The organism is Chelativorans xinjiangensis (assembly GCF_009812055.1).
In the GTDB taxonomy this organism is placed as follows: Bacteria; Pseudomonadota; Alphaproteobacteria; order Rhizobiales; family Rhizobiaceae; genus Chelativorans; species Chelativorans xinjiangense.
Genome location: NZ_WQNH01000072.1, coordinates 1 through 17,835, shown reverse-complemented (window position 1 = coordinate 17,835; position 17,835 = coordinate 1). Strand labels below are relative to the sequence as shown.

16 protein-coding genes and 1 tRNA gene are annotated in these 17,835 nt (G+C 62.6%); 16 read left to right on the top strand and 1 reads right to left on the bottom strand.

Features of this window, described 5'->3' with window-relative positions; translation table 11 throughout:
• The 12 genes from GM910_RS25195 to GM910_RS25140 all read left to right on the top strand — a co-directional run.
• Window positions 1-87, top strand: an 87-nt coding sequence (locus GM910_RS25195) for an EF-Tu C-terminal domain-related protein (protein WP_484482039.1), incomplete at its 5' end; no start/stop codon positions are given.
• A gap of 122 nt (window positions 88-209) precedes the next feature.
• Window positions 210-692, top strand: coding sequence for a group II truncated hemoglobin (locus GM910_RS25190; RefSeq protein WP_159593290.1), 483 nt, complete (start codon window positions 210-212; stop codon window positions 690-692).
• A gap of 138 nt (window positions 693-830) precedes the next feature.
• A tRNA-Trp gene (locus GM910_RS25185) sits at window positions 831-906 on the top strand.
• 240 nt (window positions 907-1,146) lie between these two features.
• Complete coding sequence (secE, locus tag GM910_RS25180; protein ID WP_159593287.1) at window positions 1,147-1,350, top strand: preprotein translocase subunit SecE; 204 nt, start codon at window positions 1,147-1,149, stop codon at window positions 1,348-1,350.
• A 30-nt stretch (window positions 1,351-1,380) separates the two neighbouring features.
• Complete coding sequence (gene nusG, locus GM910_RS25175; RefSeq protein ID WP_159593284.1) at window positions 1,381-1,908, top strand: transcription termination/antitermination protein NusG; 528 nt, start codon at window positions 1,381-1,383, stop codon at window positions 1,906-1,908.
• Window positions 1,909-2,033: 125 nt separating this feature from the next.
• On the top strand, window positions 2,034-2,462 hold the full coding sequence (gene rplK, locus GM910_RS25170) for a 50S ribosomal protein L11 (protein ID WP_159593281.1): 429 nt from the start codon (window positions 2,034-2,036) through the stop codon (window positions 2,460-2,462).
• A 4-nt stretch (window positions 2,463-2,466) separates the two neighbouring features.
• Window positions 2,467-3,168 carry a 50S ribosomal protein L1 gene (rplA, locus tag GM910_RS25165; protein WP_159593278.1) on the top strand — a complete coding sequence of 234 codons (702 nt, stop codon included), beginning with the start codon at window positions 2,467-2,469 and terminating at the stop codon, window positions 3,166-3,168.
• A gap of 353 nt (window positions 3,169-3,521) precedes the next feature.
• Window positions 3,522-4,040 (top strand): 50S ribosomal protein L10, encoded by a 519-nt coding sequence (gene rplJ, locus GM910_RS25160; protein ID WP_159593272.1) that lies wholly within the window; start codon window positions 3,522-3,524, stop codon window positions 4,038-4,040.
• A 53-nt stretch (window positions 4,041-4,093) separates the two neighbouring features.
• Window positions 4,094-4,471, top strand: a complete 378-nt coding sequence (gene rplL / locus GM910_RS25155) for a 50S ribosomal protein L7/L12 (RefSeq protein ID WP_159593269.1) — start codon at window positions 4,094-4,096, stop codon at window positions 4,469-4,471.
• A gap of 189 nt (window positions 4,472-4,660) precedes the next feature.
• The gene (gene rpoB, locus GM910_RS25150; RefSeq protein WP_159593266.1) at window positions 4,661-8,797 is read left to right on the top strand and encodes a DNA-directed RNA polymerase subunit beta; all 4,137 of its coding nucleotides are present in this window, start codon (window positions 4,661-4,663) and stop codon (window positions 8,795-8,797) included.
• A gap of 148 nt (window positions 8,798-8,945) precedes the next feature.
• Window positions 8,946-13,142 carry a DNA-directed RNA polymerase subunit beta' gene (rpoC, locus tag GM910_RS25145; RefSeq protein WP_159593263.1) on the top strand — a complete coding sequence of 1,399 codons (4,197 nt, stop codon included), beginning with the start codon at window positions 8,946-8,948 and terminating at the stop codon, window positions 13,140-13,142.
• A 104-nt stretch (window positions 13,143-13,246) separates the two neighbouring features.
• Window positions 13,247-13,849, top strand: coding sequence for a hypothetical protein (locus GM910_RS25140; RefSeq protein WP_159593260.1), 603 nt, complete (start codon window positions 13,247-13,249; stop codon window positions 13,847-13,849).
• A 65-nt stretch (window positions 13,850-13,914) separates the two neighbouring features.
• Here GM910_RS25140 and GM910_RS25135 read toward each other — a convergent pair whose 3' ends face one another.
• Entirely contained in the window at window positions 13,915-14,196 is a 282-nt protein-coding gene (locus GM910_RS25135; protein WP_159593257.1) for a transcriptional regulator, read from the bottom strand.
• A 470-nt stretch (window positions 14,197-14,666) separates the two neighbouring features.
• Between GM910_RS25135 and rpsL the strand changes: the two genes are divergently transcribed.
• The 4 genes from rpsL to GM910_RS25115 all read left to right on the top strand — a co-directional run.
• Window positions 14,667-15,038 carry a 30S ribosomal protein S12 gene (rpsL, locus tag GM910_RS25130; protein ID WP_159593254.1) on the top strand — a complete coding sequence of 124 codons (372 nt, stop codon included), beginning with the start codon at window positions 14,667-14,669 and terminating at the stop codon, window positions 15,036-15,038.
• A 60-nt stretch (window positions 15,039-15,098) separates the two neighbouring features.
• The gene (rpsG, locus tag GM910_RS25125) at window positions 15,099-15,569 is read left to right on the top strand and encodes a 30S ribosomal protein S7 (RefSeq protein ID WP_159593251.1); all 471 of its coding nucleotides are present in this window, start codon (window positions 15,099-15,101) and stop codon (window positions 15,567-15,569) included.
• Between the two features lie 27 nt (window positions 15,570-15,596).
• Window positions 15,597-17,687 carry an elongation factor G gene (gene fusA, locus GM910_RS25120; protein WP_159593248.1) on the top strand — a complete coding sequence of 697 codons (2,091 nt, stop codon included), beginning with the start codon at window positions 15,597-15,599 and terminating at the stop codon, window positions 17,685-17,687.
• 60 nt (window positions 17,688-17,747) lie between these two features.
• Window positions 17,748-17,835: GTP-binding protein (locus GM910_RS25115; RefSeq protein ID WP_235911641.1), on the top strand; the 88-nt coding region annotated here is incomplete at its 3' end.

Sequence of the window (17,835 nt, the reverse complement as noted above, 5' to 3'; positions counted from 1 at the left end):
ATCGCCATGGAGGAGCGGCTGCGCTTCGCCATCCGCGAGGGCGGCCGCACCGTCGGCGCCGGCATCGTCGCGGCAATCACTGAGTAACTGTCGGCGATTGCCTGCGACCAGCGAACAAGGGGCGGCTTCGGCCGCCCTTTTTGTTTGACTGGCGGTGAGGCAACCACCACATTTGCGCTAGGCTGGGGGATCCTCGGAAGGAAGACGCGATGAAGAAGGACGTGCCGAGCCTTTATGACTGGGCGGGCGGCGGCGAAGCCCTCAATCGGCTGACGGAGGTCTTTTACGCAAGGGTGCTGCAGGACCCGCTTCTTGAGCCGGTGTTTCGCAACATGTCCGACGATCACCCGCAGCATGTGGCTGCCTTCATCGGCGAGGTCTTCGGCGGTCCGACGTCCTATAGCGACAATCTCGGCGGCCACCGTGAAATGATCGCGCATCATCTGAACCGGCACTTGACGGAGGAGCAGCGTCGCCGCTGGATCGATCTGCTCCAGGACGCGGCCGATGCGGTCGACCTGCCGGATGATCCGGAGTTCCGCTCCGCCTTCATGGCTTATGTCGAGTGGGGCACCCGATTGGCGAAATTCAACTCCAACCGGAAGCCGGGCTTCGAGCCCGCCGAGGAACCCATGCCCCAATGGGGCTGGGGCGTGCCGGGCCGCCCATATCAGCCGCAGTCCGGTTCCTGAAAGCAGATTTGCGCACCGCTGGGGCAAAGAACGCGGACTTTGCCTGAGTTGGGGCCCAAATTGGTGCAAAGATACTTTACAGATAGGATGGAAATCCTTAGGAAGCGCCTGCCCGTAGCGCGCTGAGCGCAGGCGGGAAGGGGTATAGCTCAGTTGGTAGAGCGGCGGTCTCCAAAACCGCAGGTCGCAGGTTCGAGCCCTGCTGCCCCTGCCACCTTCGTTTCAGGTTCCACGATTGCCGAGAAAGGCCCTTGCGTAGGGGGAAGATTGGCACTATGTAGGAAACGGACACGGTGCGTGGAGCCGGGGAACGGCTTTACGCGCCTTTGTCGCGTGTCTGGAGCAAGGTGGCGATTCGCAGGGCCGGCTTCGCATCGCGTCCGGGTTTCCACGTGGGCGCGACACGCGGCGAGAGAACCGGGATTTCCCGGCGCTTCAAAATATAGAGCGATAGATGGCGTCTAAGACCACGAACCCTTTCACGTTTCTGCAGCAGGTACGGGCCGAAACGGCGAAGGTGACATGGCCGTCGCGGAGGGAGACACTGATTTCCACCGTCATGGTGCTCGCATTCGCCGCCTTGGCCGCGCTCTTCTTTTTTGCCGCTGACCAGGTGATGTCGTGGGTAATCGAACTGATTCTGCAGATCGGCTCTTGAGCGACGGCGGCATAGGGAGAGTTTTTTGAAATGACTGCGCGGTGGTACATCGTCCACGCTTACTCGAATTTCGAGAAGAAGGTTGCCGAATCGATCGAGGAGCAGGCGCGCCAGAAGGGGTTGAGCAACGCGATCGAAGAGGTCGTGGTGCCGACGGAAAAGGTCGTCGAGGTGCGTCGTGGCCGCAAGGTCGATGCCGAGCGCAAATTCTTCCCGGGCTACGTGCTGGTGAAGGCCGATCTGACGGACGCAGTGTTCAGCCTCATCAAGAATACGCCCAAGGTGACCGGTTTTCTGGGCGATTCCAGGCCGGTGCCGATTACGCAGGCGGAGGCCGAGCGCATCTTGCACCAGGTCCAGGAGGGCGTCGAGCGGCCGAAGCCTTCGGTGACCTTCGAGATCGGCGAGCAAGTGCGTGTTTCCGATGGTCCCTTCGCTTCTTTCAACGGAGCCGTCCAGGAGGTCGACGAGGAGCGTTCGCGCCTCAAGGTGGAGGTTTCGATCTTCGGGCGCGCCGTGCCCGTCGATCTGGAGTTCGGTCAGGTCGAGAAGAGCTGATCGGCGGTTCCGGCTTCCCGGAACGATAATGGTGGAAGGATAAGGCGGCGTAGCCGGCCGCCGGTGTCCGCACCACCGAACTGCAACCGTCGGCCGAGGCCGGCATGAAACGAGGCAGATGAGAGATGGCTAAGAAGATTGCAGGCCAGCTCAAGCTTCAGGTTCCCGCGGGGTCGGCGACGCCGTCGCCGCCGATCGGACCTGCGCTTGGTCAGCGTGGCATCAATATCATGGAGTTCTGCAAGGCGTTCAACGCGCAGAGCCAGGAAATGGAGAAGGGCTCGCCCATCCCGGTGGTCATCACCTACTACCAGGACAAGTCGTTCACCTTCACCATGAAGACCCCGCCGGTGAGCTACTTCCTCAAGAAGGAGGCGAAGCTGAAGTCGGGCGCCAAGGAGCCGGGCAAACAGACGGTCGGTCAGATTTCGCGCGACAAGGTGCGCAAGATCGCCGAAGCCAAGATGGCGGACCTGAACGCGAACGACGTGAACGCGGCTATGCGCATGGTGGAGGGCTCGGCCCGCTCCATGGGCCTGGAAGTGGTGGGCTGAAGAGATGGCTGTGAAACTTTCCAAGCGTGTGGCCAAGAGCCGCGAGGGCGTCGACCGCAACAAGCACTATTCGCTTGAGGAGGCGGTAAAGCTTCTGAAGGAGCGGGCGACGGCCAAGTTCGACGAGACCATCGAAGTGGCGATGAACCTCGGCGTCGATCCGCGCCATGCCGACCAGATGGTGCGTGGCGTCGTCAACCTGCCGAACGGCACCGGCCGCTCGGTGCGTGTGGCCGTCTTCGCCAAGGGCGACAAGGCGGATGAAGCCAAGGCCGCCGGCGCCGACATCGTCGGTGCGGAAGACCTGGTGGAAAGCGTGCAGAAGGGCGAGATCGATTTCGACCGCTGCATTGCCACGCCCGACATGATGCCGCTGGTCGGCCGGCTCGGCAAGGTGCTGGGTCCGCGCGGCCTGATGCCGAACCCGAAGGTGGGTACGGTGACGGCTGACGTTGCGGCCGCCGTCGAGGCCTCCAAGGGCGGCGCTGTCGAGTTTCGGGTCGAGAAGGCGGGCATCGTGCATGCCGGCGTCGGCAAGGCGTCTTTCGACGCCAATGCGATTGCCGAGAATGTGCGCGCGTTCGCCGATGCCGTAACCAAGGCCAAGCCGTCGGGCGCCAAGGGCAACTACGTCAAGCGCGTGGCCCTGACGTCGACCATGGGCCCCGGTCTCAAGATCGACCCGTCAACCTTGAGCGCATCGTAAAGTTCCTGCCGGGAGGGGGCATCCTTTCCGGCGCATCCATTCCGGGGCGGCAACGGCCCGGAAGCTGGGGGTATCCCCCGGCAATCCTGTCCGAGACTGCAGGCGGCTCGCCTTAATTCTTCGAAAGAGCCTGCATGAGACGGGTAAGAACCAACTTAAGGTTTTGCGCAAGCAGGCCGACGGAAGGTTCGAACCGTGTTGGCCTTTTGCCCGATTGCCGGTTCTGCCGGCGCGGCGAAAGGGGGCAGGATCCTCGAGCGTCGTTCGGGTGATCCGGAAGGAAAGCCCGGTCGGCAAAAGGCAACCCGGCGGCAAACCTATAGAAAAGGGGCGCCGTCAACTGGAGAAAGGCTGTGGACAGAGCGGAAAAACGCGAGTTCGTCACGGGCCTGAACCAGGTGTTCGAGAACACCGGTTCTCTCGTCGTGGCACACTACACCGGTCTGACCGTCGCGCAGATGAACGACCTTCGGTCGAAGATGCGCGAGGCAGGCGGGACCGTCAAGGTCGCGAAGAACCGTCTCGCCAAGATCGCTCTTCAGGGTACCAAGTCCGAAGGCATTCAGGCCCTCTTCGAGGGGCAGACCCTGATTGCTTACTCGGACGATCCGGTTGTCGCTCCGAAGGTCGCCAGCGATTTCGCCAAGGGCAATGACAATCTTGTCATCCTCGGCGGCGCGATGGGCGCGACCACGCTCGACGCCGACGGCGTGAAGGCACTTGCCTCGCTGCCGTCGCTGGACGAGCTCAGAGCGAAGATCGTCGGCATGATCTCAACGCCGGCAACCCGGATCGCCCAGGTCGTCAATGCACCGGCAGGCAAGCTTGCCCGTGTCTTTGGCGCCTATGCCCGGAAGGACGAGGCGGCATGAGGCCGTTCCTCACACCTGCAACACAGTTCGAACTTTTACGAAGGAAATGAACAATGGCTGATCTTGCGAAGATCGTTGATGACCTTTCCAGCCTGACCGTCATCGAGGCGGCCGAGCTGTCGAAGATGCTGGAAGAGAAGTGGGGCGTCTCCGCGGCGGCTCCGGTGGCCGTGGCGGCTGCCGGCGGTGCCGGTGCGCCTGCCGAGACCGCGGAAGAGAAGACCGAGTTCGACGTCGTTCTCGCCGAGGCCGGTGCGCAGAAGATCAACGTGATCAAGGAAGTGCGCGCCATCACCGGCCTGGGCCTGAAGGAGGCCAAGGATCTGGTCGAGGCGGCACCGAAGCCGGTCAAAGAGGCCGTGTCGAAGGACGAGGCCGAGAAGATCAAAGCGCAGCTCGAAGGGGCCGGCGCCAAGGTCGAACTGAAGTAAGTGCTTGCCGCCGGCCCGCGGGCAGTCGTCCGCGGGCCGGCAGCGAGACGTAATTGAAGCGAAAACCTTTTTCCTGACGGCCTCCGAGGCGGCCTTCAGGAAACGGGTTTTCATCCGTTTGGATTGGTCGCCCTTCGACAGGCTCAGGGCGGCCCGAAGTGGCAGGCAAGCGGCAGGCAAGGAGCGACGATGGCCCAGACCCAGACTTTCAACGGTCGCAGGCGCGTACGCAAGTTTTTCGGGAAGATTCCGGAAGTTGCGGAGATGCCGAACCTCATCGAGGTTCAAAAAGCATCCTATGACCAGTTCCTGATGGTCGAGGAGCCCGAGGGTGGGCGTCCCGACGAGGGGCTGCAGGCAGTTTTCAAGTCGGTGTTTCCGATCCAGGATTTCGCCGGCACGGCGATGCTCGAATTCGTCAAGTACGAGTTCGAGCCCCCGAAGTTCGATACCGAGGAGTGCCGCCAGCGCGACCTCACCTATGCGGCACCGCTCAAGGTGACGCTGCGCCTCATCGTGTTCGACATCGATGAGGACACGCAGGCCAAGTCCATCAAGGACATCAAGGAGCAGGACGTCTACATGGGCGACATGCCGCTCATGACGTCGAACGGCACCTTCATCGTCAACGGCACCGAGCGCGTGATCGTCTCGCAGATGCACCGCTCGCCGGGTGTCTTCTTCGACCATGACAAGGGCAAGTCGCACTCGTCCGGCAAGCTGCTTTTCGCCGCGCGCGTCATTCCGTATCGCGGTTCCTGGCTCGACATCGAGTTCGACGCCAAGGACGTCGTCTACGCGCGCATCGATCGCCGGCGCAAGATCCCAGCCACGTCGCTGCTGATGGCACTCGGCATGGACAGTGAGGAGATCCTTTCGACCTTCTATAACCAGCTGACCTATATCCGCGACGGCGAGAACTGGCGCGTGCCGTTCTCCGCCGAGCGCTTCCGCGGCATGAAGGCCACGGCCGATATCATCGACGCCGATTCAGGCGAGGTGGTGCTGGAAGCCGGCAAGAAGATGACGGCGCGCCAGGCTCGGCAGCTTGCCGAGAAGGGCCTGAAGGCCGTTCGCGCCAGCGAGGACGACCTGATCGGCAACTACCTTGCCGAAGACATCGTCAACCTGGAGACGGGCGAGATCTTCCTCGAGGCGGGCGACGAGATCGACGAGAAGACGCTCAAGGTTCTGCTCGACGCAGGCGCCGGGGAGGTGCATTTCCTCGACATCGACCATGTCAATATCGGCGGCTATATCCGCAACACGCTGGTTGCCGACAAGAACGAGACCCGCCAGGACGCGCTGTTCGACATCTATCGGGTCATGCGCCCGGGCGAGCCGCCGACGCTGGAGACGGCGGAGGCGATGTTCCACTCGCTGTTCTTCGATCCCGAGCGCTACGACCTTTCGGCCGTGGGCCGGGTGAAGATGAACATGCGCCTGGAGCTGGATGCCGAGGATTCCGTGCGCGTCCTGCGCAAGGAAGACATCGTCGCCGTGGTCAAGACCCTGGTCGAGCTGCGCGACGGCAAGGGCGAGATCGACGACATCGACAATCTCGGCAACCGCCGCGTGCGTTCGGTCGGCGAACTCATGGAGAACCAGTACCGCGTCGGCCTCTTGCGCATGGAGCGCGCCATCAAGGAGCGCATGTCGTCGATCGAGATCGACACGGTCATGCCGCAGGACCTGATCAACGCCAAGCCCGCGGCTGCCGCGGTACGCGAGTTTTTCGGCTCCTCGCAGCTCTCGCAGTTCATGGACCAGACGAACCCGCTGTCGGAGATCACCCACAAGCGGCGCCTGTCGGCGCTTGGCCCGGGCGGTCTGACCCGCGAGCGGGCGGGCTTCGAGGTGCGCGACGTGCACCCGACGCACTATGGCCGCATCTGCCCGATCGAGACGCCGGAAGGCCCGAATATCGGTCTTATCAACTCGTTGGCGACCTTCGCCCGTGTCAACAAGTACGGCTTCATCGAGACGCCGTACCGCAGGATCATCGATGGTAAGGTGAGCGAGGACGTCGTCTACCTGTCGGCGATGGAAGAGGCCAAGCACTACGTTGCTCAGGCCAACGCCGAGATCGACAAGGACGGCCGCTTCGCCGACGAGTTCGTGGTCTGCCGCCACGCCGGCGAGGTGATGATGGCGCCGCGCGAGAACGTCGACCTGATGGACGTCTCGCCGAAGCAGCTTGTTTCGGTTGCCGCCGCGCTCATTCCGTTCCTGGAGAATGACGACGCCAACCGCGCGCTCATGGGCTCGAACATGCAGCGTCAGGCCGTGCCGCTGGTGCGTGCCGAGGCCCCGTTCGTGGGCACCGGCATGGAGCCGGTGGTGGCGCGCGATTCGGGCGCGGCGATTGCCGCCCGCCGCACGGGCGTGGTCGACCAGGTGGACGCGACGCGTATCGTTATCCGTGCCACGGAGGACGTGGACGCCTCGCAGTCCGGTGTCGACATCTACCGGCTGCAGAAGTTCCAGCGCTCCAACCAGAACACCTGCATCAACCAGCGTCCGCTGGTGCGGGTGGGCGATGAGATCAACAAAGGCGACATCATCGCCGATGGCCCGTCGACGGACCTGGGCGACCTGGCGCTCGGCCGTAACGTCCTCGTCGCCTTCATGCCATGGAACGGCTACAACTACGAGGACTCCATCCTGCTCTCCGAGCGCATCGTGCGCGACGATGTCTTCACCTCGATCCACATCGAGGAGTTCGAGATCATGGCGCGCGACACCAAGCTCGGGCCGGAGGAGATCACGCGCGACATTCCGAACGTTTCGGAAGAGGCGCTGAAGAACCTCGATGAGGCGGGCATTGTCTATATCGGCGCCGAAGTCCAGCCGGGCGACATCCTGGTCGGCAAGATCACGCCGAAGGGCGAAAGCCCGATGACGCCGGAGGAAAAGCTCCTGCGCGCCATCTTCGGCGAGAAGGCGTCCGACGTCCGCGACACCTCCATGCGCATGCCGCCCGGCACCTACGGCACGGTGGTCGAGGTGCGCGTCTTCAACCGCCACGGCGTGGAGAAGGACGAGCGCGCCATGGCGATCGAGCGCGAGGAGATCGAGCGGCTCGCCAAGGACCGCGATGACGAGCAGTCGATCCTCGACCGCAACGTCTATGCGCGTCTTTCCGATATGCTTATCGGAAAGACGGCGATCGCAGGGCCCAAGGGCTTTAAGAAGGGCACCAAGCTGACTTCGGAACTGCTTGACGAGTATCCGCGTTCGCAGTGGTGGCAGTTCGCCGTCGAGAACGAGAAGCAGCAGACCGGACTCGAAGCGTTGCGCGCCCAGTACGACGAGTCCAAGAGCGCGCTGGAGCAGCGCTTCATGGACAAGGTCGAGAAGGTGCAGCGCGGCGACGAGATGCCCCCCGGCGTCATGAAGATGGTCAAGGTCTTCGTCGCCGTGAAGCGTAAGATGCAGCCCGGAGACAAGATGGCCGGCCGGCACGGCAACAAGGGTGTCGTCTCAAGGATCGTGCCCATCGAGGACATGCCGTTCCTCGATGACGGTACCCACGTAGACATCGTCTTGAACCCGCTCGGCGTGCCGAGCCGCATGAATGTCGGCCAGATCCTGGAGACGCATCTTGGCTGGGCCTGCGCGGGCATGGGCCGGCAGATCGGCGAATTGATCGACGCCTACAAGGAGAAGGGCGATATCAAGCCGCTCCGCAAGACGATCGAGAAGCTGATCCCGGACAACGACCGCAACGAACCGGTGCGTGCGTATGACGACGATAGCGTCATACGGCTCGGCGAGCAGATGCGCCGCGGTGTTTCCATCGCCACGCCTGTTTTCGACGGAGCGCACGAATCCGACATCAACGAGGTGTTGGAGGAAGCGGGGCTCAACTCGAGCGGTCAGGTGACGCTGTATGACGGCCGCACGGGTGAAGCGTTCGATCGTCAGGTAACGGTGGGCTACATCTACATGCTGAAGCTGCACCACCTGGTGGACGACAAGATCCACGCCCGCTCCATCGGTCCGTATTCGCTCGTCACCCAGCAGCCGCTGGGCGGCAAGGCGCAGTTCGGCGGACAGCGCTTCGGCGAGATGGAGGTGTGGGCGCTGGAAGCCTATGGCGCCGCCTACACGCTGCAGGAGATGCTCACCGTCAAGTCGGACGACGTGGCCGGCCGCACCAAGGTCTACGAGGCCATCGTGCGCGGCGACGACACCTTCGAGGCGGGCATCCCCGAGAGCTTCAACGTGCTGGTCAAGGAGATGCGCTCTCTGGGCCTCAATGTGGAGCTCGAGAACTCGCGCTTGGAGGAGCCGCCGGCGCAGTTGCCCGACGCAGCGGAGTGAATTGCGTATGCGCCGCGGTCTTGGATCGCGGCGCACCGCCCGTATCGACGGCGATGCGGCGACCAGCAGGAACGGGACAAGAGCCGCTGGACGCCCGCGACGACCGCAGAATGACCAAGGGACTTAATGTCCCGCAAAGGAGATCGGCATGAACCAAGAGGTCATGAACCTGTTCAACCCTCAGGCGCCGGCACAGACCTTCGATTCCATCCGGATTTCGCTGGCGAGCCCGGAGAAGATCCTGTCCTGGTCCTACGGCGAGATCAAGAAGCCGGAGACCATCAACTACCGCACCTTCAAGCCGGAGCGTGACGGCCTGTTCTGCGCGCGCATTTTCGGTCCCATCAAGGACTACGAGTGCCTGTGCGGCAAATATAAGCGCATGAAGTACAAGGGCGTCATCTGCGAGAAGTGCGGTGTCGAGGTCACGCTTTCCCGCGTGCGCCGCGAGCGCATGGGGCACATCGAACTGGCCGCGCCCGTTGCCCACATCTGGTTCCTGAAGTCGCTGCCCTCACGCATCGGCACGCTGCTCGACATGACGCTCAAGGACATCGAGCGGGTTCTCTACTTCGAGAACTACATCGTGACCGAGCCCGGCCTGACGTCTCTCAAGGAGAACCAGCTTCTCTCCGAAGAGGAGTACATGATCGCCGTCGACGAGTTCGGCGAGGACTCCTTTACGGCCATGATCGGCGCGGAAGCGATCCATCACCTTCTGGCCGGCATGGACCTGGAGAAGATCGCCGGCGACCTGCGCTCCGAGCTTGCCTCCACCACGTCGGAGCTCAAGCAGAAGAAGCTTCTGAAGCGGCTCAAGGTCGTGGAAAACTTCCTGGAGTCCGGCAACCGGCCGGAATGGATGATCATGAAGATCGTCCCGGTCATCCCGCCGGACCTGCGCCCGCTGGTGCCGCTCGACGGCGGCCGGTTTGCGACGTCGGATCTCAACGATCTCTACCGCCGCGTCATCAACCGTAACAACCGTCTGAAGCGGCTGATCGAACTCAGGGCGCCCGGCATCATCATCCGTAACGAAAAGCGCATGCTGCAGGAGGCCGTCGACGCACTGTTCGACAACGGCCGCCGTGGCCGCGTCATCACGGGCGCCAACAAGCGGCCGCTGAAGTCGCTGTCCGACATGCTGAAGGGCAAGCAGGGCCGCTTCCGGCAGAACCTGCTCGGCAAGCGCGTCGACTATTCCGGCCGCTCCGTCATCGTGACGGGTCCCGAGCTGAAGCTGCACCAGTGCGGCCTGCCGAAGAAGATGGCGCTGGAGCTCTTCAAGCCCTTCATCTACGCGCGTCTCGACGCCAAGGGCTTTTCGTCCACCGTCAAGCAGGCGAAGAAGCTGGTGGAGAAGGAGCGTCCGGAGGTCTGGGATATCCTCGACGAGGTGATCCGCGAGCATCCGGTGCTCTTGAACCGGGCGCCCACGCTGCACCGCCTCGGCATCCAGGCCTTCGAGCCGGTGCTCATCGAAGGCAAGGCGATCCAGCTTCACCCGTTGGTCTGCACCGCCTTCAACGCCGACTTCGACGGTGACCAGATGGCCGTCCACGTGCCGCTGTCGCTGGAAGCGCAGCTCGAAGCGCGCGTGCTCATGATGTCGACCAACAACATCCTGCACCCGGCCTCCGGCGCACCGATCATCGTGCCCTCGCAGGACATGGTTCTGGGACTCTACTACCTGTCCATCATGAACCAGAACGAGCCGGGCGAGGGGATGGTGTTCGCCGATATGGGCGAATTGCATCATGCGCTCGAGACCAAGGTCGTCACGCTGCACACCAAGATCAAAGGCCGCTTCAAGACCGTCGATCATGACGGCAATCAGGTCTCGCAGATCCATGAGACGACGCCCGGCCGCATGATCATCGGTGAGCTTCTGCCGAAGAACGCGAACGTGCCCTTCGACATCTGCAATCAGGAGATGACTAAGAAGAACATCTCCAAGATGATCGATTTGGTCTACCGCCACTGCGGCCAGAAGGAGACGGTGATCTTCTGCGACCGGATCATGTCGCTCGGATTTACCCGCGCCTGCACGGCGGGCATTTCCTTCGGCAAGGACGACATGCTGATCCCCGACACCAAGGTGAACCTGGTCGCGGAGACCGAGGCGCTCGCCAAGGAGTACGAGCAGCAGTACAACGACGGCCTGATCACCCAGGGCGAGAAGTACAACAAGGTCGTCGATGCCTGGGCCAAGTGCTCGGAGAAGGTCGCCGACGAGATGATGAAGCGCATCAAGGCGATCGAGTTCGGCGAGGACAAGCGCCAGAAGCCGATGAACTCGATCTACATGATGTCGCACTCCGGCGCCCGCGGTTCGCCGGCGCAGATGCGCCAGCTTGCCGGCATGCGCGGCCTGATGGCACGTCCGGACGGCTCCATCATCGAGACGCCGATCATCTCGAACTTCAAGGAAGGCCTGACCGTGATGGAGTACTTCAACTCCACCCACGGCGCGCGCAAGGGCCTCGCCGATACGGCGCTCAAGACCGCGAATTCGGGCTACCTGACGCGGCGTCTCGTCGACGTGGCGCAGGATTGCATCGTGGTCACGCCCGATTGCGGTACCGACAAGGGCCTCACCATGCAGCCCATCGTCGACGCGGGGCAGGTGGTTGCCTCCATCGGCCAGCGCGTGCTTGGCCGCACCGCACTCGATGATGTGGTCAACCCTGCGACCGACGAGGTCATAGTGCCGGCCGGTCGCCTCATCGACGAGCGCGATGTCGAGGCCATCGAGGCCGCCGGCATCCAGACCGTGCGCATCCGCTCCGCACTCACCTGTGAGATGAGGAGCGGTGTCTGTGCCGTCTGCTACGGCCGCGATCTGGCGCGCGGCACGCCGGTCAATATCGGCGAGGCAGTCGGCGTCATCGCGGCGCAGTCGATCGGCGAGCCGGGCACTCAGCTCACCATGCGTACCTTCCACATGGGCGGCACCGCTCAGGTGGTGGACCAGTCCTTCCTCGAGGCTTCCTTCGAGGGCACGGTGGCGATCCGCAACCGCAACGTGGTGCGTAACTCCGACGGCCATCTGGTCGTCATGGGCCGCAACATGGCGGTGCTGATCCTCGACGAGGGTGGCGCCGAGCGTGCCTCGCATCGCATCGCGTACGGTTCACGGATTTACGTGGATGACGGCGACAAGGTGAAGCGCGGCCAGCGCATTGCCGAGTGGGATCCGTACACACGGCCGATGCTGACGGAAGTCGAGGGCACCGTGGCCTTCGAGGACCTGGTGGACGGCATCTCGGTGCAGGAGACGACGGACGAATCGACCGGCATCACCAAGCGCGAGGTCGTCGACTGGCGGTCGACGCCGCGCGGCTCGGACCTCAAGCCGGCGATCACCATCCTCGACTCCAAGGGCAAGGTGGCCAAGCTCGCCCGCGGCGGCGAGGCGCGCTTCCTGCTTTCGGTGGAGGCGGTGCTGTCGACCGAGCCCGGTGCAAAGGTGCAGCCCGGCGACGTGCTTGCGCGTATTCCGATGGAAAGCGCGAAGACCAAGGACATCACCGGCGGTCTGCCGCGGGTGGCGGAGCTGTTCGAGGCACGGCGTCCGAAGGATCATGCCATCATCGCCGAGATCGACGGCACGGTGCGCTTCGGCCGCGACTACAAGAACAAGCGCCGCATCGTCATCGAGCCGCACGATTCGACCATGGAGCCGGTGGAGTACCTCATCCCGAAGGGCAAGCCGTTCCATCTGCAGGACGGCGACGTCATCGAGAAGGGCGACTTCATCCTTGACGGCAATCCGGCGCCGCACGACATCCTGGCGATCAAGGGCGTGGAGGCGCTGGCCTCCTACCTCGTCAACGAGATCCAGGAGGTCTACCGGTTGCAGGGCGTGATGATCAACGACAAGCACATCGAGGTGATCGTTCGCCAGATGCTGCAGAAGGTTGAGATCACGGCGCAGGGCGACTCGACCTACATCCCCGGCGATCACGTGGACCAGGTCGAGTTCGACGAGGTCAACGACCGGTTGGTCGAGGAAGGCAAGAAGCCGGCCGAGGGCCAGCCGGTGCTGCTCGGCATCACCAAGGCCTCGCTGCAGACGCCGTCCTTCATCTCCGCCGCCTCCTTCCAGGAGACGACGCGGGTGCTGACGGAGGCTTCGGTCGCCGGCAAGATCGACACGCTGCAGGGGCTCAAGGAGAACGTCATCGTCGGCCGCCTCATTCCGGCCGGTACCGGCGGCGCTATGAGCCAGATCCGGCGCATCGCCCGTTCGCGCGACGAGCTCATCCTCGACGAGCGGCGCAAGGAGTCGGGCGCGGAGACGGCCGAGGCCGCGCTGGCCGATATGACGGGTGCAGCCGAGTAGGTAGAAACCGTCCATCGCTTCACTTTATGAGAAGCCGCCGGATAGTCCGGCGGCTTCTTTTTTGTTTCAGGATGAATTGTTGAATTAACGCTGTTTTAAGCGGCATGTTGACGGGTAGTATTTATTTTCATAATAAAACTACAAGTTGTTGTTTGATTCAAGGAAGAGAAAAAATACTTACTTTATTTAAATTTTTAATGTCTGGCGCATTCAGGCGCTTGCCTTTGTTTTCAGGCACGCAGTTTCTTCCGCCGGAGGCAGTAGTCCATCAATTGAAAAGCCAGATTCGACTTTGGGGGCTGCGGCAATGTACGTCGCCGCGGGCATCAGAGGAGAAGGGAATTATGAAGACCTTTTTCAGGTACGCTATTTTCCCGATTATTACGGTTTGCGCCGCCTGCACGGGCACGCAAGGCGAACTTCTTCTAGGTAGGCCGGAATCCTCCGCCTGGCTGCAGACCGCTGCGCCTGCAACTGTCGCCACCCATTTCTCGGCGCGCTGCTCCGCCTACGGCTACAAGAGCGGCGACAAGGAGATGGCGGATTGCATTCGGCGGGAGGTCGAGTCGGTTCGAGCCAAGAATGCGGCCGTCGAGGCCGCGGCGGAGATGAACCGTCCGAAGATGATATACTGCCATGACGACTGGTCCGATCGGCACCATTGGCGCCATCGGCATTTCCGGCGCGCCTGGGGCTATTGCTTCTGACGGAGGCAGCACCTTCCCTCTCCGCAAGACAGCGCGACTGCACAGCCATGAGGAGAGGGGAGGCGCTATGCCGGCTCATCGAACGTGACGATGGCGATCTCGCCTTCGGTGGCGCCCTGCCAGGCCGACAGGTGCGGCTCTTCGTCGGGGGCGCCTTCCATCTCGCCGATCTGGTCAAGTTCGGCCTCCGCATAGCCTTCTTGCGCCAGCGCTTCCAGTGCAAGGCGCACCGCCGTGTCGTCGTCTGGCGCCATGAGCATGACGTGCACGCCCTCGCTGTCTCCGCCCGCTTCGCGCCAGACCCGGCCGGTAATGATGGTTACGGGCGGCTGCTCATTGTCGTTCATGGGGCTGATTCCTTTTGCGTTCTGCCGATCACGGCACGATGTCGCGCGAATTGTCGCATTTCCGGTACATGGGCAACAGGGCGAGGGTGGAAATTTCCCCTTCCTCACCTCATATTGAGGGGCGGATAATCGTTCGCGGTGCCTGATCGCTCACACCGGTCCAATTGCGCAAGATAATTGCCGGAGCGGGGTTGACGGTGGCTCGCGTTGCGCGTATTACCCGCCGCGTCTGAGCCGATGTGAGGCCTTTCTTTTCGGGGCGACGCGCCCTGAAGCAAAGCCTCAAACAGGGTTCGTTTATACGAGCGACAGACTTCCGGCGCATGAAGCGGGTTGCCGCTTCCTCTGCTTTTGTTCGGGCAGGACCGCAGTCAGGCGGTTTGATGCCTGAATTTGCATATGGGGCACTGTCCTCGTCTTAACGCGACTCCGTCGACTTGAGACACGAGATTGAAACAAGGGAAGGTTTGATGCCGACCGTAAACCAGCTGATCAACAAGCCGCGCAAGGCGCCGGTGAAGCGCAACAAGGTGCCGGCCATGCAGGCCAACCCGCAGAAGCGGGGAGTGTGCACGCGCGTCTATACGACTTCGCCGAAAAAGCCGAACTCGGCCATGCGCAAGGTGGCGAAGATTCGGCTTGCCAACGGCTTCGAGGTGATCGGCTACATCCCGGGTGAGGGTCATAACCTGCAGGAGCACTCCGTGGTGATGATCCGCGGCGGCCGCGTGAAGGACCTTCCCGGCGTACGCTATCACATCATCCGCGGCGTGCTCGACACGCAGGGTGTGAAAAGCCGCAAGCAGCGCCGCTCCAAATATGGCGCAAAGCGTCCGAAGTAGGGTTTCCCGGCTTCGGCGCTTTTGTTTTGCGCCGGGCCATGAAGGTGAGAGACGAAAAAGATGTCCCGACGTCACCGTGCAGAGAAGCGCGAAATCAACCCGGATCCGAAGTTCGGCGATCAGGTTGTGACCAAGTTCATGAATGCCATCATGCTGGACGGCAAGAAGTCCGTCGCCGAGCAGATCGTCTATGGCGCGCTCGACCAGGTGCAGGAAAAGACCAGGCAGGAGCCGGTGGCTATCTTCCACCAGGCGCTGGACAACGTCGCGCCGCATGTCGAGGTGCGCTCCAGGCGTGTCGGCGGTGCCACCTACCAGGTCCCGGTTGATGTGCGCCCGGAACGCCGTCAGGCGCTCGCCATCCGCTGGCTGATCACGGCTGCTCGCAACCGTAACGAGACCACCATGATCGAGCGCCTGTCGGGCGAGCTCATGGATGCGTCCAACAATCGCGGCACTGCCGTCAAGAAGCGCGAAGATACGCACAAGATGGCCGAGGCCAACCGTGCGTTCTCGCATTACCGCTGGTAGTGCGAGAGGAAGGAAGAGGTACCCACGATGGCCCGCGAGTATAAGATCGAAGATTACCGAAACTTCGGTATCATGGCGCACATCGACGCCGGCAAGACGACAACGACCGAGCGCGTCCTGTTTTACACCGGCAAGTCGCACAAGATCGGCGAAGTCCATGACGGCGCGGCCACCATGGACTGGATGGAGCAGGAGCAGGAGCGAGGTATCACCATTACCTCTGCTGCCACGACCACTTTCTGGGAAGGTCGCGACGGCAAGAAGCGCCGCTTCAACATCATCGACACGCCCGGCCACGTGGACTTCACCATCGAGGTAGAGCGTTCGCTGCGCGTGCTCGACGGCGCCATTGCGCTGCTCGACGCCAATGCCGGCGTGGAGCCGCAGACGGAGACCGTGTGGCGCCAGGCCGACAAGTACGGCGTGCCGCGCATGATCTTCTGCAACAAGATGGACAAGATCGGCGCCGACTTCTACCGCTCGGCCGAGATGGTCAAGACGCGGCTTGGCGCTGCGCCTGTCATCATGCAGCTTCCTATCGGCGCCGAGAGCGATTTTGCCGGCGTCGTCGACCTCATCGAGATGAAGGCGCTTATCTGGCAGTCGGAGAACCTCGGTGCGGCGTGGGACGTTCTGGATATCCCGGCCGACATGCAGGCGCAGGCCGAGGAATACCGTGAGAAGCTGATCGAGACCGCCGTCGAGATGGATGAGGCGGCGATGGAGCGTTATCTCGAGGGCGAGATGCCGTCCAACGACGAGATCCGCAAGCTGATCCGCAAGGGCACCATCGAGGTGAAGTTCTTCCCGATGTTCTGCGGCTCGGCCTTCAAGAACAAGGGCGTGCAGCCGCTGCTCGACGGCGTCGTCGACTTCCTGCCCTCGCCGGTGGAGGTGCCGTCGATCAGGGGCATCGATCCGAAGACCGAGGGTGAGGTGACGCGCAAGTCGTCGGACGACGAGCCGCTGTCGATGCTTGCTTTCAAGATCATGAACGATCCCTTCGTCGGCTCGCTCACTTTCTGCCGCATCTATTCCGGCGTCCTCACCAAGGGCGTGTCACTCGCCAATACGGTGAAGGACAAGCGTGAGCGTATCGGGCGTATGCTGCAGATGCACTCCAACTCGCGTTCCGACCTGGAGGTGGCGTATGCCGGCGACATCGTGGCGCTGGCCGGCCTGAAGGAGACGACCACGGGCGACACGCTGTGTGACCCGGTGAAGCCGGTCATCCTGGAGCGCATGGAGTTCCCCGAGCCGGTCATCCAGATCGCAATCGAGCCGAAGACCAAGGGCGACCAGGAGAAGATGGGTTTGGCGCTCAACCGTCTGGCGGCGGAGGATCCGTCCTTCCGCGTCAAGTCCGACGAGGAGTCCGGCCAGACGATCATCGCCGGCATGGGCGAGCTTCACCTCGACATCATCGTCGACCGCATGAAGCGCGAGTTCAAGGTCGAGGCCAATGTCGGTGCGCCGCAGGTGGCCTACCGCGAGACCATCACGCGGCAAGCAGAGATCGACTACACGCACAAGAAGCAGACCGGCGGCTCGGGCCAGTTCGCCCGCGTCAAGATCGTCTTCGAGCCCAACCCGGAAGGCGAGGATTTCGTCTTCGAATCCAAGGTTGTTGGCGGTTCCGTGCCGAAGGAGTACATCCCCGGCGTGCAGAAGGGCATCGAGAGCGTCATGTCCTCCGGCCCGGTGGCTGGGTTCCCGATGCTCGGCGTGAAGGCGACGCTCATCGACGGTGCCTATCACGACGTCGACTCGTCCGTTTTGGCCTTCGAGATCGCCGCACGTGCGGCTTTCCGCGAAGGCGCCCAGAAGGCTGGTGCCCAGCTTCTCGAGCCGATCATGAAGGTCGAGGTGGTGACGCCGGAGGATTACGTGGGCGACGTCATCGGCGATCTGAACTCCCGCCGCGGGCAGATCCAGGGCACGGAGGCGCGCGGTGTCGCGACCGTCGTCAATGCCATGGTGCCGCTCGCCAACATGTTCAAATATGTCGACAATCTGCGCTCGATGTCCCAGGGCCGTGCCCAGTACACGATGCAGTTCGACCACTATGAGCCGGTCCCCAGCGCTGTGGCGCAGGAGATCCAGAAGAAGTTCGCGTGATCGCCCGAGCGGGCTCACTGAAGCAAGGCCTGAATAGGCAGAGAATAACGGAGACCTCACATGGCCAAAGGTAAATTTGAGCGCACGAAGCCGCATGTGAACATCGGGACGATTGGTCACGTCGACCATGGCAAGACGTCACTGACGG